General features: G+C 56.8%; 17 protein-coding genes and 4 tRNA genes. All 21 read left to right on the top strand.

Going from position 1 to position 21170, the window contains the following annotated elements:
* Nucleotides 1–189 precede the first annotated feature (189 nt).
* The 21 genes from birA (at nucleotide 190) to rplC (ending at nucleotide 21165) form a co-directional block, all read left to right on the top strand.
* Entirely contained in the window at nucleotides 190–1149 is a 960-nt protein-coding gene (gene birA, locus M5B42_RS20060; RefSeq protein ID WP_248746818.1) for a bifunctional biotin--[acetyl-CoA-carboxylase] ligase/biotin operon repressor BirA, read from the top strand.
* A 101-nt stretch (nucleotides 1150–1250) separates the two neighbouring features.
* The gene (locus M5B42_RS20065; RefSeq protein ID WP_103495379.1) at nucleotides 1251–1697 is read left to right on the top strand and encodes a hypothetical protein; all 447 of its coding nucleotides are present in this window, start codon (nucleotides 1251–1253) and stop codon (nucleotides 1695–1697) included.
* Nucleotides 1698–1839: 142 nt separating this feature from the next.
* Nucleotides 1840–1924: transfer RNA gene (locus M5B42_RS20070), tRNA-Tyr, on the top strand.
* A 25-nt stretch (nucleotides 1925–1949) separates the two neighbouring features.
* Nucleotides 1950–2023, top strand: a tRNA-Gly gene (locus M5B42_RS20075).
* A 26-nt stretch (nucleotides 2024–2049) separates the two neighbouring features.
* Nucleotides 2050–2125, top strand: a tRNA-Thr gene (locus M5B42_RS20080).
* An 85-nt stretch (nucleotides 2126–2210) separates the two neighbouring features.
* A complete protein-coding gene (tuf, locus tag M5B42_RS20085) occupies nucleotides 2211–3404 on the top strand; it encodes an elongation factor Tu (protein WP_100944345.1) in 1194 nt (397 codons plus the stop codon).
* A gap of 54 nt (nucleotides 3405–3458) precedes the next feature.
* Nucleotides 3459–3534: transfer RNA gene (locus M5B42_RS20090), tRNA-Trp, on the top strand.
* A 45-nt stretch (nucleotides 3535–3579) separates the two neighbouring features.
* Complete coding sequence (gene secE, locus M5B42_RS20095; RefSeq protein WP_100944346.1) at nucleotides 3580–3948, top strand: preprotein translocase subunit SecE; 369 nt, start codon at nucleotides 3580–3582, stop codon at nucleotides 3946–3948.
* 9 nt (nucleotides 3949–3957) lie between these two features.
* Nucleotides 3958–4491, top strand: coding sequence for a transcription termination/antitermination protein NusG (nusG, locus tag M5B42_RS20100; protein WP_003186097.1), 534 nt, complete (start codon nucleotides 3958–3960; stop codon nucleotides 4489–4491).
* A gap of 117 nt (nucleotides 4492–4608) precedes the next feature.
* Nucleotides 4609–5040 carry a 50S ribosomal protein L11 gene (rplK, locus tag M5B42_RS20105; protein ID WP_003176435.1) on the top strand — a complete coding sequence of 144 codons (432 nt, stop codon included), beginning with the start codon at nucleotides 4609–4611 and terminating at the stop codon, nucleotides 5038–5040.
* Nucleotides 5040–5735 carry a 50S ribosomal protein L1 gene (rplA, locus tag M5B42_RS20110; protein ID WP_103495380.1) on the top strand — a complete coding sequence of 232 codons (696 nt, stop codon included), beginning with the start codon at nucleotides 5040–5042 and terminating at the stop codon, nucleotides 5733–5735. Before rplK ends, rplA begins: the two co-directional genes overlap by 1 nt.
* 202 nt (nucleotides 5736–5937) lie before the next feature.
* The gene (gene rplJ / locus M5B42_RS20115; RefSeq protein WP_100944348.1) at nucleotides 5938–6438 is read left to right on the top strand and encodes a 50S ribosomal protein L10; all 501 of its coding nucleotides are present in this window, start codon (nucleotides 5938–5940) and stop codon (nucleotides 6436–6438) included.
* A 78-nt stretch (nucleotides 6439–6516) separates the two neighbouring features.
* On the top strand, nucleotides 6517–6882 hold the full coding sequence (gene rplL / locus M5B42_RS20120; protein WP_100944349.1) for a 50S ribosomal protein L7/L12: 366 nt from the start codon (nucleotides 6517–6519) through the stop codon (nucleotides 6880–6882).
* Nucleotides 6883–7103: 221 nt separating this feature from the next.
* Complete coding sequence (gene rpoB / locus M5B42_RS20125) at nucleotides 7104–11177, top strand: DNA-directed RNA polymerase subunit beta (RefSeq protein ID WP_100944350.1); 4074 nt, start codon at nucleotides 7104–7106, stop codon at nucleotides 11175–11177.
* Nucleotides 11178–11241: 64 nt separating this feature from the next.
* Nucleotides 11242–15441 (top strand): DNA-directed RNA polymerase subunit beta', encoded by a 4200-nt coding sequence (gene rpoC / locus M5B42_RS20130; protein WP_100944351.1) that lies wholly within the window; start codon nucleotides 11242–11244, stop codon nucleotides 15439–15441.
* Nucleotides 15442–15659: 218 nt separating this feature from the next.
* A complete protein-coding gene (gene rpsL / locus M5B42_RS20135; RefSeq protein WP_003186084.1) occupies nucleotides 15660–16031 on the top strand; it encodes a 30S ribosomal protein S12 in 372 nt (123 codons plus the stop codon).
* Nucleotides 16032–16151: 120 nt separating this feature from the next.
* Nucleotides 16152–16622, top strand: a complete 471-nt coding sequence (gene rpsG / locus M5B42_RS20140; RefSeq protein ID WP_103495381.1) for a 30S ribosomal protein S7 — start codon at nucleotides 16152–16154, stop codon at nucleotides 16620–16622.
* A 30-nt stretch (nucleotides 16623–16652) separates the two neighbouring features.
* Nucleotides 16653–18755 (top strand): elongation factor G, encoded by a 2103-nt coding sequence (gene fusA / locus M5B42_RS20145; RefSeq protein ID WP_152742393.1) that lies wholly within the window; start codon nucleotides 16653–16655, stop codon nucleotides 18753–18755.
* A 30-nt stretch (nucleotides 18756–18785) separates the two neighbouring features.
* The gene (gene tuf / locus M5B42_RS20150; protein ID WP_178130057.1) at nucleotides 18786–19979 is read left to right on the top strand and encodes an elongation factor Tu; all 1194 of its coding nucleotides are present in this window, start codon (nucleotides 18786–18788) and stop codon (nucleotides 19977–19979) included.
* 158 nt (nucleotides 19980–20137) lie between these two features.
* Nucleotides 20138–20449 carry a 30S ribosomal protein S10 gene (gene rpsJ, locus M5B42_RS20155; protein WP_003186070.1) on the top strand — a complete coding sequence of 104 codons (312 nt, stop codon included), beginning with the start codon at nucleotides 20138–20140 and terminating at the stop codon, nucleotides 20447–20449.
* 80 nt (nucleotides 20450–20529) lie between these two features.
* Nucleotides 20530–21165 (top strand): 50S ribosomal protein L3, encoded by a 636-nt coding sequence (rplC, locus tag M5B42_RS20160; protein ID WP_003194649.1) that lies wholly within the window; start codon nucleotides 20530–20532, stop codon nucleotides 21163–21165.
* The last annotated feature ends 5 nt before the right edge of the window (nucleotides 21166–21170 follow it).

Raw genomic sequence — 21170 nt, forward strand, 5'->3', positions numbered from 1 at the left:
TGGTGCGGCGATCCGACAAGCCTGGCTCCTACAGGACGGCGTCGTGCACAAAATTCGCATACGACATCACACTGTAGGGGCCGGGCTTGCCCGCGAAGAGGCCGGCCCAGGCGCTGCAAGGCTCAAGAGTCATATGCAAGCTCTCGGCGCATGGCTATCATGCCTGCCTCATTGTGAGTCGAGACCTGCATGTTGACGTTGTTGAAGCTCCTCAAAGATGGTCGATTCCACTCCGGGCAAGCGCTGGGGGCAGCCTTGGGCGTCAGCCGCAGCGCCGTCTGGAAACAGCTCCAGCAATTGGAGGCGGAGTTCGGGCTGGTTATCCATAAAGTCCGTGGCCGGGGTTACCAACTCGCCAGCCCGCTGGTGTTGCTGAGCGAGCTGGAGATAGCCGCCGCAAAACCCTCGGCCTCCTGGCCGGTGCATGTCTACGACACCATTGACTCAACCAATGCCGAGGCGCTGCGCCTGGTGGAGAAAGGTTCCGTTGCGCCATTCATTGTGGTGGCCGAACGGCAAACCGCAGGACGAGGGCGCCGGGGCCGGCATTGGGTCAGTCCGTTCGCGGAAAATATCTATTACAGCCTGTTGCTCAGGATCGAAGGCGGCATGCGTCAGCTGGAGGGCTTGAGCCTGGTGGTCGGCCTGGCGGTTCTAAGCGCATTGCGTGAGCTGGGGATCGCCCGGGCGGGGCTGAAGTGGCCCAATGACGTCCTGGTGGACAACAAGAAGATCGCCGGCATTCTGCTGGAGCTGGTCGGCGACCCGGCGGACGTCTGTCACGTCGTGCTGGGGGTCGGGATCAACGTCAATATGCAGGTTGCCGAACAGGTGGATCAGCTGTGGACATCGGCACGGTTGGAAACGGGCCGTTCGATCGATCGCAACGAGCTGATCGCGAGCCTGGGGGAAAAGCTGCGCTTTTACCTGGAGTGGCACCAGTCCTCTGGTTTCGCGGCTATCCAGGCTGAGTGGGAGCAGAATCATCTCTGGCAGGGGCGCAAGGTTGCCCTGGTCGCGGGAGTGAACCAGGTCGAAGGGATCGTGCTGGGCATCGATCAGCAGGGTGCGCTCCGTCTGCAGGTGGATGGCGTGGAAAAGGTCTTCAGTGGTGGCGAACTCAGCCTGCGCTTGCGCGATGATGCTTGAGTTCGAGGCGGCTAGCGGTTTTAACAAGGGCAGGGCGCATCGGGTGCCCGTCCTGGTATTGGTTGGCTTGGCGGTGGCGTGTCCGCTCGATTGAGGTTCCTATGCGTTGGTTGTTTCTGTTGTTGCTGGTGCTCAATGGTGTCTATTACGTCTGGCACCAGCAGGAAGCGCCCTTGAGGGCCAAGGAAGTCGCTCCTCTTTCGCTGTACCGCAGCGCTCACCAGGATATCCAGTTGTTGAGCGAATCCGATGGCGCCGGCGGGCGTCGTGCGGTCTCTGCGGCGCCGGAGCGCGAAGGCGATTGTGTCTATCTGGGTGCCGTGGCTCGCCAGGATCTGGCGCAGTCCATTGTGCAGCGTCTCCAGGGCAGCAATATCAAGGCGCGGGCAGAGCAGGTGAATGTGCCCGATTCAGCGGGGTACTGGGTACGGATCGCACCTGAAAGCCAGCATTTGCTGGACGATGCCCTGCTGCAGAACCTTGCTAAAGAATTCAATGAGTTAAAACATAAAATAATGCCGTGCGAAGGCATTGCAACTGTCGAATAGTTTGAATAGAATGGCGCCCGCTTCGCAGTGAACACCTCTTGAGGGACTGGCTACGAAGCGGGTCAACGCAGCTAACCTCATAATTTAAATGAGAAAAATGCTTGACAGAAGGTCGACATGATGTAGAATGTCGGCTCGCTTAGGAGGGGTTCCCGAGCGGCCAAAGGGATCAGACTGTAAATCTGACGTCTACGACTTCGAAGGTTCGAATCCTTCCCCCTCCACCATATTTAAGCGTGAGCTGCAAGCTCCGCGGGTATAGTTTAGTGGTAGAACCTCAGCCTTCCAAGCTGATGATGCGGGTTCGATTCCCGCTACCCGCTCCAAGTTTGCTGTTTGTGCACCGTGTTTCGCTCTTGTAGCTCAGTTGGTAGAGCACACCCTTGGTAAGGGTGAGGTCAGCGGTTCAAATCCGCTCAAGAGCTCCATAACAACAAGGCAGATATGCAAATATCTGCCTTTGTTTTAATGGCTGATGTAGCTTGCTTAATTCTTCTCCTGAGGGTGATTTCGATGGCTAAGGAAAAGTTCGAACGTAATAAGCCGCACGTCAACGTGGGGACCATTGGTCACGTCGACCATGGTAAAACTACGCTCACTGCTGCCTTGACTCGCGTTTGCTCCGAAGTGTTCGGTTCGGCCAAGGTCGACTTCGACAAGATCGATAGCGCCCCAGAAGAAAAAGCTCGTGGCATCACCATCAACACCGCTCACGTTGAATACGATTCGGCTGTGCGTCACTACGCACACGTTGACTGCCCAGGTCACGCCGACTACGTAAAAAACATGATCACCGGTGCTGCGCAGATGGATGGCGCGATCCTGGTTTGCTCGGCCGCTGATGGTCCGATGCCGCAAACCCGTGAGCACATCCTGTTGTCCCGTCAGGTAGGCGTTCCCTACATTGTGGTCTTCCTGAACAAGGCTGACCTGGTAGATGATGCCGAGCTGCTGGAGCTGGTTGAGATGGAGGTGCGCGATCTGCTGAGCACTTACGATTTCCCAGGTGACGACACGCCGATCATCATTGGCTCCGCGCGTATGGCGCTGGAAGGCAATGATGAAAATGGCATGGGTACTTCGGCTGTCAAGAAGCTGGTTGAGACTCTGGATAGCTATATTCCCGAGCCTGAGCGCGCAATCGACAAGCCGTTCCTGATGCCAATCGAAGACGTGTTCTCGATCTCCGGTCGCGGTACCGTTGTGACGGGTCGTATTGAGCGCGGTATCGTTCGTGTTCAAGATCCGCTGGAAATCGTAGGCTTGCGTGACACTGCTGTCACCACCTGCACCGGCGTTGAAATGTTTCGTAAACTGCTCGACGAAGGTCGTGCAGGTGAAAACTGCGGCGTTCTGCTGCGCGGCACCAAGCGTGACGATGTCGAGCGTGGCCAGGTACTGGTCAAGCCGGGTTCGGTCAAGCCGCACACCAAGTTCACTGCAGAAGTTTACGTGCTGAGCAAGGAAGAAGGCGGTCGTCATACGCCGTTCTTCAAGGGCTACCGTCCGCAGTTCTACTTCCGTACGACTGATGTGACTGGTAATTGCGAGCTGCCGGAAGGCGTCGAAATGGTAATGCCAGGTGACAACATTCAGATGACTGTCACTCTGATCAAGACCATTGCGATGGAAGATGGCTTGCGTTTCGCTATCCGTGAGGGCGGTCGTACCGTCGGCGCGGGTGTGGTGGCGAAAGTAATCGAATAAGTAGTTGAAATGCCTCTCTCAGGTCGACATAATGGTCGGCCTGATTCAAGTTTTAGGTCAGTAGCTCAATTGGCAGAGCGACGGTCTCCAAAACCGTAGGTTGGGGGTTCGATTCCCTCCTGACCTGCCAGATTCACTCGGTGTGTCTGGCTTTCTTTTCACAGGATTCTCTTAGATGACCTCCAACGCTGAAGCCCAAGGCTCTCGCTTCGATCTTCTCAAGTGGCTCGTCGTAGTCGCTTTGGTGGTGATTGGTGTTGTTGGCAACCAGTACTATCATGGTTCGCCGATCCTGTACCGCGTACTGGCTCTGCTTGTCATCGCTGCTGTAGCTGCCTTTGTAGGCCTGCAGACCGCGAAAGGCAAGTCGTTCTTCGTGCTGGCAAAGGAAGCTCGTACCGAGATTCGTAAAGTCGTATGGCCGACTCGCCAAGAAACCACGCAGACCACGTTGATCGTGGTGGCTGTTGTTCTGGTAATGGCGTTGCTGTTGTGGGGGCTTGATTCCCTGCTCGGCTGGCTTGTTTCCTCGATTGTAGGCTAAGGGTGTCCCGTGGCTAAGCGTTGGTACGTTGTGCATGCTTACTCGGGTTACGAGAAGCATGTGATGCGCTCGTTGGTCGAGCGCGTAAAGCTGGCAGGCATGGAAGATGGCTTCGGCGAAATTCTGGTCCCTACTGAAGAAGTAGTGGAGATGCGTAACGGCCAGAAGCGCAAGAGTGAGCGTAAGTTCTTCCCTGGCTATGTGCTGGTACAGATGGACATGAACGAGGGAACTTGGCACTTGGTCAAGGACACTCCTCGGGTGATGGGTTTCATCGGCGGTACCGCCGACAAGCCTGCACCGATCACCGACAAAGAGGCAGAAGCGATTCTGCGTCGCGTCGCTGACGGCAGCGACAAGCCGAAGCCGAAGACACTGTTCGAGCCGGGCGAAGTCGTACGTGTTACCGATGGTCCGTTCGCTGATTTCAACGGCACCGTCGAAGAGGTCAACTACGAAAAGAGCCGCATCCAGGTGGCCGTGCTCATTTTCGGACGCTCTACTCCGGTAGAGTTGGAGTTTAGCCAGGTCGAAAAGGTCTAGCTGAACAAGCATCCCAACCCCACAGTCCAAGGCTGTGGGGTTTTGTCGTCACTGGGATAAACGCGCAAGTAACCGGGGAGCCTTTCGAGGCGCTAGAACCCGTAATTGGAGTGCCTCATGGCCAAGAAGATTACCGCTTACATCAAGCTGCAAGTGAAGGCCGCCCAGGCCAACCCTAGCCCACCCGTCGGTCCAGCTCTGGGTCAGCACGGCGTGAACATCATGGAATTCTGCAAAGCCTTCAACGCCCGTACCCAGGGTCTTGAGCCAGGTCTGCCGACGCCTGTGATCATCACTGTTTACAGTGACCGCAGCTTCACTTTCGAAACCAAGTCCACCCCGGCTTCGGTTCTGCTGAAAAAGGCCGCCGGCCTGACCAGCGGTTCCGCTCGTCCGAACACCGTTAAGGTTGGCACCGTGACCCGTGCTCAGCTGGAAGAAATCGCGAAAACCAAAAACGCGGATCTGACTGCAGCTGATATGGATGCAGCCGTGCGTACCATCGCCGGTTCTGCTCGTAGCATGGGCCTTAACGTGGAGGGTGTGTAATGGCTAAGCTGACCAAGCGCCAAAAGGCTATCGCCGGCAAAATCGAAGCAGGCAAGGCCTACAACTTTGTAGAAGCCGCTGCTCTGCTGTCCGAGCTGTCGACTGTCAAGTTCAGCGAGTCGTTTGACGTTGCTGTAAACCTGGGCGTTGACCCACGTAAATCCGACCAGGTCGTACGTAGCGCTACTGTGCTGCCACACGGCACTGGCAAGACCGTTCGCGTTGCTGTGTTCACCCAGGGTCCGGCTGCTGAAGCTGCTCTGGCTGCCGGCGCCGATCGCGTTGGTATGGACGACCTGGCTGCCGAAATGAAAGGCGGCGACCTGAACTATGACGTCGTTATTGCTTCCCCGGACGCAATGCGTGTTGTAGGTCAACTGGGTCAGATCCTCGGTCCACGTGGCCTGATGCCTAACCCTAAAGTCGGTACCGTAACTCCAGACGTCGCCACCGCGGTGAAAAACGCCAAGGCCGGTCAGGTTCGTTATCGCACCGACAAGAACGGTATTATCCACACCTCCGTTGGCAAGATCGGCTTCGACGCCGTCAAGCTGAAGGAAAACGTTGAAGCCCTGATCGCTGACCTGAAGCGTATCAAGCCAGCTTCCTCGAAAGGTATCTACGTCAAGCGCGTTACCTTGAGCACCACCATGGGTCCAGGCCTGGTCATCGACCAGAGCTCGCTGGAAGCGTAAGACGCGCATTGGCGCAAGCGATTGCGCCAATCGAAAAAAAAATTGGGGTCCCTGCCTGGCGGGGGCTATCCAAGACCGTAGGCGGCGCAAGCCTTAAACCTCAAGCCTACGCAGATGGTGCTCCCGGTTCCTTACCGAATCAGACACCAAAACGACATCCGGCTTCGGCCAGATGAAACGGTAACAAGCAGGAGTTAAACCCGTGGCAATTAAACTCGAAGACAAGAAGGCCATCGTCGCTGAAGTCAACGAGGCTGCCAAAGTCGCTCTGTCCGCTGTCGTGGCTGATGCCCGTGGCGTAACAGTAAGCGCGATGACCGGACTCCGTAAAGAGGCCCGCGAAGCTGGCGTGTACGTACGTGTCGTACGTAACACCCTGCTCAAGCGCGCTGTTGAAGGCACCGAGTACTCGGTCCTCAACGACGTGTTCAAAGGCCCGACCCTGATTGCTTTCTCCAAGGAACACCCGGGCGCTGCTGCTCGTCTGTTCAAAGAGTTTGCAAAGGGTCAGGACAAGTTCGAGATCAAGGCAGCTGCGTTCGAGGGCAAGTTCCTCGCAGCCAATCAGATCGACGTACTGGCAACCTTGCCGACCCGTGACGAAGCAATCTCCCAGCTGATGAGCGTGATTCAAGGCGCTACCAGCAAGTTGGCTCGTACTCTGGCGGCTATTCGCGACCAGAAAGAAGCTGTCGCAGCCTAAGGCTGAGCACTTCTTTTCGCGTATTTTTGTTTATTTCGATGGTCGCGTAGGCCGTCCCCCAATTCAGGAAATACAGTAATGTCTATCTCCCAAGAAGATATCCTCAACGCCGTAGCTGAAATGTCGGTTCTGCAGGTTGTTGAGCTGATCAAAGCTTTCGAAGAAAAATTCGGTGTTACCGCTGCTGCTGCTTCGGCAGGTCCTGCTGCTGCTGCCGCTGTTGTTGAAGAGCAAACCGAATTCAACGTCATGCTGCTGGAAGCTGGCGAGAAGAAAGTTAACGTGATCAAGGCAGTACGTGAACTGACCGGTCTGGGCCTGAAAGAAGCCAAGGCTGTAGTTGACGGCGCTCCTGCCCTGGTTCTGGAAGCTGTTGCCAAAGACGCAGCTGACAAAGCCAAAGCAGCACTGGAAGAAGCAGGCGCTAAAGTCGAGCTGAAGTAAGCTCTGACCTTGCGTCTCCAGCCCGAGCGTTAAGCGACAGGCTGATGGCTGGTGGCTCTTGCCACCGGCCTTTTTCCGTTACTGGCGGCCGACTCGGTCGGTGCCTTTGACGTGCTTCAACCACCCGATGCGGTGGCGCAAACCATGGGGTTTGCACGATTTTCTGGCTGCTCCCGTCGGGGAGGGGCCAAACAAGCAGGTGACCAAGCTGGGGAACGCTGATGGCTTACTCATATACTGAGAAAAAACGTATCCGCAAGGACTTTAGCAAGTTGCCGGACGTCATGGATGTGCCGTACCTCCTGGCCATCCAGCTGGATTCGTATCGTGAATTCTTGCAGGCGGGAGCGACTAAAGATCAGTTCCGCGACGTGGGCCTGCATGCGGCCTTCAAATCCGTTTTCCCGATCATCAGCTACTCCGGCAATGCTGCGCTGGAGTACGTCGGTTATCGCCTGGGCGAACCGGCATTTGATGTCAAAGAATGCGTATTGCGCGGTGTGACTTACGCCGTACCTTTGCGGGTAAAAGTGCGCCTGATCATTTTCGACAAAGAATCGTCGAACAAAGCGATCAAGGACATCAAAGAGCAAGAAGTCTACATGGGTGAAATCCCCCTGATGACCGAGAACGGTACCTTCGTTATCAACGGTACCGAGCGCGTGATCGTTTCCCAGCTGCACCGTTCCCCGGGCGTGTTCTTCGACCACGACCGCGGCAAGACGCACAGCTCCGGCAAACTGCTGTACTCCGCGCGGATCATTCCTTACCGCGGTTCGTGGTTGGACTTCGAGTTCGACCCGAAAGACTGCGTCTTCGTGCGTATCGACCGTCGTCGCAAGCTGCCGGCTTCCGTGCTGCTGCGCGCACTGGGCTACGCCACCGAAGAAGTGCTGGACGCGTTCTACACCACCAACGTTTTCCACGTGAAGGGCGAAACCCTGAGCCTGGAGCTGGTGCCTCAGCGTCTGCGCGGTGAAATCGCCGTCCTCGATATCCTCGATGACAAAGGCAAGGTGATTGTCGAGCAGGGTCGTCGTATTACCGCTCGCCACATCAACCAGCTGGAAAAAGCCGGGATCAAAGAGCTGGATGTGCCGCTGGACTACGTCCTGGGCCGCACCACCGCCAAGGTCATCGTGCACCCGGCTACCGGCGAAATCCTGGCCGAATGCAACACCGAGCTGAACACCGAGATCCTGGCGAAAATCGCCAAGGCCCAGGTCGTTCGCATCGAGACGCTGTACACCAACGACATCGACTGCGGTCCGTTCATCTCCGACACGCTGAAGATCGACTCCACCAGCAACCAACTGGAAGCGCTGGTCGAGATCTATCGCATGATGCGTCCTGGTGAGCCACCGACCAAGGATGCCGCCGAGACCCTGTTCAACAACCTGTTCTTCAGCCCTGAGCGCTATGACCTGTCCGCGGTCGGCCGGATGAAGTTCAACCGTCGTATCGGTCGTACCGAGATCGAAGGTTCGGGCGTACTGAACAAGGACGATATCGTCGCGGTCCTCAAGACCCTGGTCGACATCCGTAACGGCAAAGGCATCGTCGACGACATCGACCACCTGGGTAACCGTCGTGTTCGCTGCGTAGGCGAAATGGCCGAGAACCAGTTCCGTGTTGGCCTGGTACGCGTTGAGCGTGCGGTCAAGGAGCGTCTGTCGATGGCTGAAAGCGAAGGCCTGATGCCGCAGGACCTCATCAACGCCAAGCCAGTGGCTGCGGCGGTGAAAGAGTTCTTCGGTTCCAGCCAGCTGTCGCAGTTCATGGACCAGAACAACCCGCTGTCCGAGATCACCCACAAGCGTCGTGTCTCCGCACTCGGCCCTGGTGGTCTGACCCGCGAACGCGCCGGCTTCGAAGTCCGTGACGTACACCCGACGCACTACGGTCGTGTTTGCCCGATCGAAACGCCGGAAGGTCCGAACATCGGTCTGATCAACTCCCTGGCCGCTTATGCGCGCACCAACCAGTACGGCTTCCTGGAAAGCCCGTACCGTGTGGTGAAAGACGCCCTGGTCACCGACGAGATCGTGTTCCTGTCCGCCATTGAAGAGGCCGATCACGTGATCGCCCAGGCTTCGGCGACCATGAACGAGCAGAAAGTGCTGATCGACGAGCTGGTAGCCGTACGTCACCTGAACGAGTTCACCGTCAAGGCGCCGGAAGACGTCACCCTGATGGACGTTTCGCCGAAGCAGGTTGTGTCGGTTGCAGCGTCGCTGATCCCGTTCCTCGAGCACGACGACGCCAACCGTGCGTTGATGGGTTCCAACATGCAGCGTCAGGCTGTACCGACCCTGCGTGCCGACAAGCCGCTGGTAGGTACCGGCATGGAGCGCAACGTTGCCCGTGACTCCGGCGTTTGCGTCGTGGCTCGTCGTGGTGGCGTGATCGACTCCGTCGATGCCAGCCGTATCGTGGTTCGTGTTGCCGATGACGAAGTTGAAACCGGCGAAGCCGGTGTCGACATCTACAACCTGACCAAGTACACCCGCTCGAACCAGAACACCTGCATCAACCAGCGTCCGCTGGTGCGTAAAGGTGATCGTGTTCAGCGTAGCGACATCATGGCCGACGGCCCGTCCACCGACATGGGTGAACTGGCTCTGGGTCAGAACATGCGCATCGCCTTCATGGCATGGAACGGCTTCAACTTCGAAGACTCCATCTGCCTGTCGGAACGCGTTGTTCAGGAAGACCGTTTCACCACGATCCACATCCAGGAACTGACCTGTGTGGCGCGTGACACCAAGCTTGGGCCAGAGGAAATCACTGCGGACATCCCGAACGTGGGTGAAGCCGCACTGAACAAGCTGGACGAAGCCGGTATCGTCTACGTCGGTGCCGAAGTCGGCCCGGGCGACATCCTGGTCGGCAAGGTCACTCCGAAAGGCGAGACCCAACTGACTCCGGAAGAGAAACTGCTGCGTGCGATCTTCGGTGAGAAGGCCAGCGACGTCAAAGACACCTCCCTGCGTGTACCAACCGGTACCAAGGGTACCGTCATCGACGTGCAGGTCTTCACCCGTGATGGCGTCGAGCGCGATACCCGTGCCCTGTCCATCGAGAAGAGCCAGCTCGACGAGATCCGCAAGGACCTCAACGAAGAGTTCCGCATCGTTGAAGGCGCGACCTTCGAGCGTCTGCGTTCCGCGCTGGTTGGCCACAAGGCCGAAGGCGGCGCTGGCCTGAAAAAAGGTCAGGAAATCACCGACGAAGTGCTCGACGGTCTGGAGCATGGGCAGTGGTTCAAACTGCGCATGGCTGAAGATGCGTTGAACGAGCAGCTCGAGAAGGCCCAGGCCTATATCGTTGATCGCCGCCGTCTGCTGGACGACAAGTTCGAAGACAAGAAGCGCAAGCTGCAGCAAGGTGATGACCTGGCTCCGGGCGTGCTGAAGATCGTCAAGGTCTACCTGGCAATCCGTCGCCGCATCCAGCCGGGCGACAAGATGGCCGGTCGTCACGGTAACAAGGGTGTGGTCTCCGTGATCATGCCGGTTGAAGACATGCCGCACGATGCCCATGGCACCCCGGTCGACGTCGTCCTCAACCCGCTGGGCGTACCTTCGCGTATGAACGTTGGTCAGATCCTCGAAACCCACCTGGGCCTGGCGGCCAAAGGTCTGGGCGAGAAGATCAACCGCATGATCGAGGAGCAACGCAAGGTCGCTGACCTGCGCAAGTTCCTGCACGAGATCTACAACGAGATCGGCGGTCGTAACGAGGACCTGGACAGCTTCACCGACCAGGAAATCCTCGACTTGGCGCACAACCTCAAGGCTGGTGTGCCAATGGCCACCCCAGTGTTCGACGGTGCCAAGGAAGTTGAAATCAAGGCCATGCTGAAACTGGCAGACCTGCCGGAAAGCGGCCAGATGCAACTGTTCGATGGTCGTACCGGCAACAAGTTCGAACGTCCGGTTACCGTTGGCTACATGTACATGCTGAAGCTGAACCACTTGGTAGACGACAAGATGCACGCTCGTTCTACCGGTTCGTACAGCCTGGTTACCCAGCAGCCGCTGGGTGGTAAGGCGCAGTTCGGTGGTCAGCGTTTCGGGGAGATGGAGGTCTGGGCACTGGAAGCATACGGTGCTGCATACACTCTGCAAGAAATGCTCACAGTGAAGTCGGACGATGTGAACGGTCGGACCAAGATGTACAAAAACATCGTGGACGGCGATCACCGTATGGAGCCGGGCATGCCCGAGTCCTTCAACGTGTTGATCAAGGAAATTCGTTCCCTCGGCATCGATATCGATCTGGAAACCGAATAACACGTGACGCGAATCGAGAGCGGGGCTGTATGGCCCGCTCTCTGCTCCGCCAGGAGGAAAGGCCTTGAAAGACCTACTGAATTTGCTGAAAAACCAGGGTCAAGTCGAAGAGTTCGACGCCATCCGTATTGGATTGGCCTCGCCTGAGATGATCCGTTCGTGGTCGTTCGGTGAAGTTAAAAAGCCGGAAACCATCAACTACCGTACGTTCAAACCTGAGCGTGACGGCCTGTTCTGCGCCAAGATCTTTGGCCCGGTCAAGGATTACGAGTGCCTGTGCGGTAAGTACAAGCGCTTGAAGCACCGTGGTGTGATCTGCGAGAAGTGCGGCGTTGAAGTCGCACTGGCCAAGGTTCGTCGTGAGCGCATGGCGCACATCGAACTGGCTTCGCCGGTTGCCCACATCTGGTTCCTGAAGTCCCTGCCGTCGCGTATCGGCTTGCTGATGGACATGACCCTGCGTGATATCGAACGCGTTCTCTACTTCGAGAGCTACGTCGTTATCGACCCGGGCATGACCACCCTTGAAAAAGGCCAGCTGCTGAACGACGAGCAGTACTTCGAAGCCCTCGAAGAGTTCGGTGATGACTTCGACGCCCGCATGGGTGCTGAGGCCGTCCGCGAGCTGCTGCACGCGATCGACCTGGAACACGAGATTGGCCGTCTGCGCGAAGAAATTCCGCAAACCAACTCCGAAACCAAGATCAAGAAGCTGTCCAAGCGCCTGAAGTTGATGGAAGCCTTCCAGGGTTCCGGCAACCTGCCAGAGTGGATGGTGCTGACCGTTCTGCCGGTTCTGCCGCCAGACCTGCGTCCACTGGTTCCGCTCGATGGCGGTCGCTTCGCGACTTCCGACCTCAACGATCTGTATCGTCGAGTGATCAACCGTAACAACCGTTTGAAGCGCCTGCTGGACCTGTCCGCGCCTGACATCATCGTGCGCAACGAAAAGCGCATGCTGCAGGAAGCTGTGGATGCCCTGCTGGACAACGGTCGTCGCGGTCGCGCCATTACCGGTTCGAACAAGCGTCCTCTGAAATCCCTGGCTGACATGATCAAGGGTAAGCAAGGTCGTTTCCGTCAGAACTTGCTCGGTAAGCGTGTTGACTACTCGGGTCGTTCGGTAATCACCGTGGGTCCGACCCTGCGTCTGCACCAGTGCGGTCTGCCGAAGAAGATGGCCCTCGAGCTGTTCAAGCCGTTCATTTTCGGCAAGCTGGAAATGCGTGGTCTCGCGACCACCATCAAAGCCGCCAAGAAAATGGTCGAGCGCGAACTGCCAGAGGTTTGGGACGTTCTCGCTGAAGTGATTCGCGAACACCCGGTCCTCCTCAACCGTGCACCGACCCTTCACCGTCTGGGTATCCAGGCGTTTGAACCGGTACTGATCGAAGGTAAGGCTATCCAGCTGCACCCGCTGGTCTGTGCTGCGTACAACGCCGACTTCGACGGCGACCAGATGGCCGTGCACGTACCGCTGACGCTGGAAGCCCAGCTCGAAGCGCGTGCGTTGATGATGTCGACCAACAACATCCTGTCGCCTGCCAACGGTGAGCCAATCATCGTTCCGTCGCAGGACGTTGTATTGGGTCTGTACTACATGACCCGTGAAGCGATCAACGCCAAGGGCGAAGGTCGTATCTTCGCCGACCTGCAGGAAGTCGACCGCGTATTCCGCGCCGGCGAAGCAGCCCTGCACGCCAAGATCAAGGTTCGTATCAACGAAACCGTCAATGATCGTGATGGTGGCAGCGTCAAGAACACCCGTATCGTCGACACCACTGTCGGCCGTGCGCTGTTGTTCCAGGTGGTTCCGGCCGGCCTGTCGTTCGACGTCGTCAACCTGCCGATGAAGAAGAAGGCGATCTCCAAACTGATCAACCAGTGCTACCGCGTGGTTGGTTTGAAAGAGACCGTGATCTTCGCTGACCAGTTGATGTACACCGGTTTTGCCTATTCGACCATTTCCGGCGTTTCCATCGGTGTTAACGACTTCGTTATCCCGGATGAAAAAGCCCGCATCATCGGTGCTGCCACCGACGAAGTGAAAGAGATCGAAAGTCAGTACGCCTCCGGCCTGGTTACCCAGGGCGAGAAGTACAACAAAGTGATCGACTTGTGGTCCAAGGCGAACGACGAAGTGTCCAAGGCGATGATGGCCAACCTCTCGAAAGAGAAGGTCATCGACCGTCATGGCGACGAAGTCGACCAGGAATCCTTCAACTCGATGTACATGATGGCCGACTCGGGTGCGCGGGGTTCCGCAGCCCAGATCCGTCAGCTGGCCGGTATGCGTGGTCTGATGGCCAAGCCGGACGGCTCGATCATCGAGACGCCGATCACCGCGAACTTCCGTGAAGGCCTGAGCGTACTCCAGTACTTCATCTCCACTCACGGTGCTCGTAAGGGCCTCGCGGATACCGCGTTGAAAACCGCGAACTCCGGTTACCTGACCCGTCGTCTGGTAGACGTGGCGCAGGATCTGGTGGTGACCGAAGTCGACTGTGGCACTGAGCAAGGCTTGCTCATGACGCCGCACATCGAAGGCGGTGACGTAGTAGAGCCGTTGGGTGAGCGCGTACTGGGTCGAGTGATCGCCCGTGACGTCTTCAAGCCGGGCACCGAGGAAATCATCGTTCCTGCCGGTACCCTGGTTGACGAGAAGTGGGTTGAATTCATCGAGCTGAACAGCATCGACGAAGTCATCGTGCGCTCGCCAATCAGTTGCGAAACCCGTTATGGCATCTGCGCCAAGTGCTACGGCCGTGACTTGGCTCGTGGTCACCAGGTGAACATCGGTGAAGCGGTCGGCGTTATCGCTGCCCAGTCCATCGGTGAGCCGGGTACCCAGCTGACCATGCGTACGTTCCACATCGGTGGTGCGGCAAGCCGGACCTCCGCAGCCGACAGCGTTCAGGTCAAGAATGGCGGTACCGTCCGTCTGCACAACCTGAAACACGTTGAGCGAGTGGATGGCCACCTGGTTGCAGTGTCCCGTTCCGGTGAGCTGGCGATTGCCGACGACTACGGTCGTGAGCGCGAGCGCTACAAGCTGCCGTACGGTGCGGTGATTTCGGTTAAAGAGGGTGACAAGGTCGACGCTGGCGCAATCGTGGCCAAGTGGGATCCGCACACTCACCCGATCGTTACCGAAATGAAAGGTACCGTGACCTACGTGGGCATGGAAGAAGGCATCACGATCAAGCGTCAGACTGACGAATTGACCGGTATGACCAACATTGAAGTCCTCGATGCCAAAGACCGTCCAGCAGCCGGCAAGGACATTCGTCCTGCGGTGAAGATGGTCGACGACAACGGCAAGGATCTGTTGCTGCCAGGCACTGACGTAATCGCTCAGTACTTCCTGCCAGCCAACGCCCTGGTCGGTGTGGCGGACGGTGCGAAAATCGCGATCGGTGACGTTATCGCGCGGATTCCGCAAGAAACTTCGAAAACTCGCGACATCACCGGTGGTCTGCCGCGTGTTGCCGACTTGTTCGAAGCCCGTCGTCCGAAAGAGGCCTCGATTCTGGCTGAAGTCAGCGGCACCATCGCGTTCGGTAAAGAGACCAAGGGCAAGCGCCGTCTGGTCATTACCCCGAACGACGGTAGCGATCCGTACGAGGAGCTGATTCCGAAGTGGCGTCACCTGAACGTCTTCGAAGGCGAACAAGTGAACCGCGGCGAAGTTATCTCCGACGGTCCAAGCGATCCACACGACATCCTGCGTCTGCTGGGTGTGAGTGCGCTGGCCAAGTACATCGTCAACGAGATCCAGGACGTTTACCGTCTGCAAGGCGTGAAGATCAACGACAAGCACATCGAGACCATCCTGCGTCAGATGCTGCGTAAAGTTGAAATCGCTGAATCCGGCGATTCCACCTTCATCAAGGGCGACCAGATGGAGCTGACTCACGTTCTGGTAGAGAACGAGCGTCTGGCGGGCGACGACAAGTTCGTTTCCAAGTTCACTCGCGTTCTGCTGGGTATCACCAAGGCGTCGTTGTCGACCGAATCGTTCATCTCGGCGGCCTCTTTCCAAGAGACCACCCGCGTACTGACCGAAGCGGCCGTTACCGGCAAGCGCGATTACCTGCGCGGCCTGAAAGAAAACGTGGTTGTGGGTCGTCTGATCCCGGCCGGTACCGGTCTGGCCTATCACAGCGAGCGCAAGCGTCGTCGTGAACTGGACAAACCGTTGCGCGTAAGCGCCAGTGAAGTGGAAGCTGCACTGACCGAAGCGCTGAACTCTAGCGGTAACTGAGTTCTGCGGTAGTGAGATCAAGGCCCTGATAGCCTCCGCCAACGCCATCGTGACATTTTTTGTTGCGATGGTCGGTGTGAGGAGATCGGGGCCTTGTCTTGACTGGGGACAAGATCCTCTTTAGACTCTTGTACCCCTAAATTTGGCGGGAACTCGTTCCTGCCATTTTGCTTTTCTTGCAAGACAATAGCGTCGCAAGACAACAGTGGAGCTAGTAGATGGCAACTATCAACCAGCTGGTACGTCAGCCGCGTAAGCGTATCGTCGAGAAATCCGACGTACCTGCGCTGCAGAACTGCCCGCAACGTCGTGGCGTGTGCACCCGTGTGTACACCACCACGCCGAAAAAACCTAACTCGGCACTGCGTAAAGTATGCCGTGTGCGCCTGACCAACGGTTTCGAGGTTTCCTCGTACATCGGCGGTGAAGGCCACAACCTGCAAGAGCACAGCGTGGTCCTGATCCGTGGCGGTCGTGTAAAAGACTTGCCAGGTGTTCGTTACCACACCGTTCGCGGCTCCCTGGATACCTCCGGCGTCAAAGGTCGTAACCAAGGTCGTTCGAAATACGGTACCAAGCGTCCGAAGTAATCGGTCGTTTGCTGCAGTAACTGATTTTTATTTTTTTGAGTCGATAAGAGTAAGGTCGGGCGTACATCCACTGGGTGTCATGTTCCCGGGCTAACCTGAAGACCGTTTGAGGGCTTATCAATGCCAAGACGTCGTGTAGCAGCCAAGCGTGAGATTCTGGACGATCCGAAATACGGTAGCCAGATTCTCGCCAAATTCATGAACCACGTGATGGAAAGCGGCAAGAAAGCCGTGGCCGAACGTATCGTTTATGGTGCTCTGGAAAAAGTTAAAGAGCGCAAAAACGCTGACCCCCTGGAACTCTTCGAGAAAGCACTCGACGCCATCGCTCCGCTGGTCGAAGTGAAGTCGCGCCGTGTAGGCGGTGCTACTTACCAGGTTCCGGTCGAAGTTCGTCCGTCCCGTCGTAACGCTCTGGCAATGCGCTGGTTGGTAGACTTCGCCCGCAAGCGCGGCGAGAAGTCCATGGCTCTGCGTTTGGCTGGCGAACTGTTGGATGCCGCTGAAGGTAAAGGTGCTGCAGTTAAGAAGCGTGAAGACGTGCACCGTATGGCTGAAGCCAACAAGGCTTTCTCGCACTACCGCTTCTAATTTTAGCGTCACTCAATTTGCGAGGGCTTTATGGCTCGTACAACCGATATTAAACGCTACCGTAACATTGGTATCGTTGCTCACGTGGACGCGGGTAAAACCACGACCACCGAGCGCGTCCTGTTTTACACGGGCGTAAACCACAAAATGGGCGAGGTGCACGACGGCGCCGCGACCATGGACTGGATGGTGCAGGAGCAGGAGCGGGGTATTACCATTACCTCCGCTGCGACCACCGCATTCTGGGAAGGTTCTGCCAAGCAGTTTCCCAAGCACCGCTTCAACATCATCGATACCCCCGGCCACGTTGACTTCACCATTGAAGTAGAACGTTCGCTGCGCGTACTCGACGGTGCGGTCGTTGTGTTCTGCGGTACTTCCGGTGTCGAGCCTCAGTCTGAAACCGTATGGCGTCAAGCCAACAAGTACGGTGTTCCACGTCTCGTTTACGTGAACAAGATGGACCGTGCCGGTGCGAACTTCCTGCGTGTTGTTGCGCAGATCAAGCAGCGCCTGGGTCACACTCCAGTGCCTATCCAGTTGGCTATCGGTTCCGAAGACAACTTCCAGGGTCAGATCGATCTGATGTCCATGGAAGCCGTCTACTGGGACGACGCTGACAAAGGTATGGCTGCTCGTCGCGAAGCTATCCCTGCTGAACTGCAGGAGCTGGCCGAAGAGTGGCGCAGCAACATGGTCGAGGCGGCTGCCGAAGCCAACGAAGAGCTGATGAACAAATACCTCGAGGGTGAAGAGCTCACCATCGAGGAAATCAAGGGCGCTCTGCGTCAGCGGACCATCGCTGGCGAAATCGTTCTGGCTGTTTGCGGTTCTTCCTTCAAGAACAAGGGTGTTCCCCTGGTTCTCGACGCTGTTATCGACTACCTGCCTGCACCTGTCGACATTCCTGCCATCAAGGGTTCCGATCCGGATGACGAGACTATCGCCATGGAGCGTCATGCAGACGACAGCGAACCGTTCTCCGCTCTGGCGTTCAAAATCGCCACTGACCCATTCGTGGGTACCCTGACCTTCGCTCGCGTTTACTCGGGCGTGTTGAGCTCCGGCGACGGCGTGATCAACTCGGTCAAGGGCAAGAAAGAGCGCGTGGGTCGTATGGTGCAGATGCATGCCAACACCCGTGAAGAGATCAAGGAAGTACGCGCTGGCGACATCGCGGCCCTGATCGGCATGAAGGACGTCACCACCGGTGACACCCTGTGCTCTGCTGACAAGCCAATCATCCTGGTTCGCATGGACTTCCCGGAGCCGGTTATTTCGGTTGCCGTTGAGCCAAAGACCAAGGATGACCAGGAAAAAATGGGTATCGCTCTGGGCAAACTTGCTCAGGAGGACCCGTCTTTCCGCGTCAAAACTGATGAAGAGACTGGTCAAACGATCATCTCCGGCATGGGCGAGTTGCACCTGGACATCCTGGTTGACCGGATGCGCCGTGAGTTCAACGTCGAAGCCAACATCGGTAAGCCTCAGGTTTCCTATCGTGAGAAGATCACGAAGAATTGCGAAATCGAAGGCAAGTTCGTTCGCCAGTCCGGCGGTCGTGGCCAGTTCGGTCACTGCTGGATTCGTTTTGCGCCGGCTGACGAAGGTCAGGAAGGTCTGCAATTCGTGAACGAAGTAGTGGGTGGTGTGGTTCCTAAGGAATACATCCCGGCTATCCAGAAGGGTATCGAAGAGCAGATGAAGAACGGCGTTGTTGCCGGTTATCCGCTGATCGGCCTGAAGGCTACTGTGTTTGACGGTTCTTACCACGACGTCGACTCCAACGAGATGGCGTTCAAGGTGGCTGCTTCCATGGCGACCAAGCAACTCGCGTCCAAGGGCGGCGGTGTTGTACTTGAGCCGATCATGAAGGTAGAAGTTGTAACACCTGAGGACTACATGGGTGACGTGATGGGTGACCTGAACCGTCGTCGTGGTCTGATCCAGGGTATGGAAGATACGGTTTCCGGCAAGGTGATCCGCGCCGAGGTTCCGTTGGGCGAAATGTTCGGTTATGCGACCGATGTTCGTTCCATGTCCCAGGGTCGCGCGAGCTACTCTATGGAATTCTCCAAATACTCCGAAGCTCCGTCGAACATCGTCGAAGCTCTCGTTAAAAAACAAGGCTGATTCAGCCCTTTAGGCTAGGAGTTAATTGTCGTGGCTAAAGAAAAATTTGATCGTTCCCTCCCGCACGTCAACGTTGGCACCATCGGTCACGTCGACCACGGTAAAACCACGCTGACCGCTGCTCTGACTCGCGTTTGCTCCGAGGTTTTCGGTTCCGCAGTCGTTGAATTCGATAAAATCGACAGCGCGCCGGAAGAAAAGGCTCGTGGTATCACCATCAACACCGCGCACGTCGAGTACAACTCTTCGACTCGTCACTACGCGCACGTTGACTGCCCGGGTCACGCTGACTATGTGAAAAACATGATCACCGGTGCTGCCCAGATGGACGGCGCGATCCTGGTTTGCTCGGCCGCCGATGGTCCGATGCCACAAACCCGTGAGCACATCCTGCTGTCCCGTCAGGTAGGCGTTCCGTACATCGTGGTTTTCCTGAACAAGGCTGACCTGGTAGACGACGCAGAGCTGCTGGAACTGGTTGAGATGGAAGTGCGCGACCTGCTGAGCACTTACGACTTCCCAGGTGATGACACTCCAATCATCATCGGTTCGGCTCGTATGGCGCTGGAAGGCAAAGACGATAACGAAATGGGTACTTCGGCTGTCAAGAAGCTGGTTGAAACCCTGGACAGCTACATTCCAGAGCCAGTTCGTCTGACCGACAAGCCATTCCTGATGCCAATCGAAGACGTATTCTCGATCTCGGGTCGCGGTACTGTTGTGACTGGTCGTATCGAGCGCGGTATCGTTCGCGTTCAAGACCCACTGGAAATCGTTGGTCTGCGTGACACCACCGTCACCACCTGCACTGGTGTTGAAATGTTCCGTAAACTGCTCGACGAAGGTCGTGCGGGCGAGAACTGCGGCGTTCTGCTGCGTGGTACCAAGCGTGACGACGTTGAGCGTGGCCAGGTTCTGGTCAAGCCAGGTTCGGTCAAGCCGCACACCAAGTTCACCGCAGAAGTTTACGTTCTGAGCAAGGAAGAAGGCGGCCGTCATACTCCGTTCTTCAAAGGCTACCGTCCACAGTTCTACTTCCGTACTACTGACGTGACCGGTAACTGCGAGCTGCCAGAAGGCGTTGAAATGGTAATGCCAGGTGACAACATCCAGATGACTGTCACTCTGATCAAAACCATCGCGATGGAAGACGGTCTGCGTTTCGCTATCCGTGAAGGCGGTCGTACCGTCGGCGCTGGCGTCGTAGCCAAAATCATCGAGTAAGCTTTCTCATTGAGATAGCTTCGATGCTTTGAAAAAGCCCCCGCCTTGCGGGGGCTTTTTTATTAGGTTGACACCTATCTGGGGCGTCTATAGAATTGCGCCTCCTTTTAACGGGCGTATTGCGCTCGGTGGGAATAGCAGCCGGAGTCTGAAATCCAATGCAAAATCAGCAAATCCGTATCAGGTTGAAGGCTTTTGACCATCGCCTGATCGACCAATCCACCCAGGAAATCGTGGAAACCGCGAAACGTACTGGTGCTCAAGTGCGTGGTCCAATTCCACTGCCTACCCGTAAAGAGCGGTTCACCGTTCTGGTCTCCCCGCACGTCAACAAAGACGCGCGCGACCAGTACGAGATCCGTACTCATAAGCGTGTACTGGACATCGTCCAGCCAACGGATAAAACCGTTGATGCGCTGATGAAGCTTGATCTTGCGGCAGGTGTGGAAGTGCAGATCAGCCTCGGCTAAGACTCGGTCTTAGTCGTGTAACGCTCTGAAATGGGCGGCCATAGCGGGTGAAAGCCCCGTACACTCATGAGGTTTACAACATGACTATTGGTGTAGTCGGTCGTAAATGCGGTATGACCCGTATTTTCACCGAAGAAGGTGTCTCCATTCCGGTTACGGTCATTGAGATCGAGCCGAATCGCGTCACCCAGTTCAAAACTGAAGAAACCGATGGCTATCGTGCAGTGCAAGTCACTGTCGGCGAGCGTCGTGCTTCGCGTGTTACAGCTGCTCAAGCTGGCCACTTCGCTAAAGCGAACGTTGCCGCTGGTCGTACCGTAATGGAGTTCCGTCTTGAAGACGGCGACTACCAGGCCGGCGATCTGATCAACGCTGAAATCTTCGCCGCTGGTCAACTGGTTGATGTAACCGGTCAGTCCAAGGGTAAAGGCTTCCAGGGTACGATCAAGCGTTGGAACTTCCGCGGGCAAGATAATACCCACGGTAACTCCGTGTCCCACCGCGTTCCAGGCTCTATCGGCCAGTGCCAGACTCCTGGTCGTGTATTCAAGGGCAAGAAAATGTCCGGTCATATGGGCGCTGAGCGCGTGACCGTGCAGTCCCTCGAAGTAGTGCGCGTGGACGCTGAACGCAATCTGTTGTTGGTCAAGGGCGCTGTTCCTGGCGCTACTGGCGGCAACCTGGTTGTACGTCCAGCAGCCAAGGCTCGCGGTTAAGGGGA

It is taken from the genome of Pseudomonas sp. MWU12-2037 (genome assembly GCF_023242345.1).
Classification (GTDB): Bacteria; Pseudomonadota; Gammaproteobacteria; order Pseudomonadales; family Pseudomonadaceae; genus Aquipseudomonas; species Aquipseudomonas gingeri_D.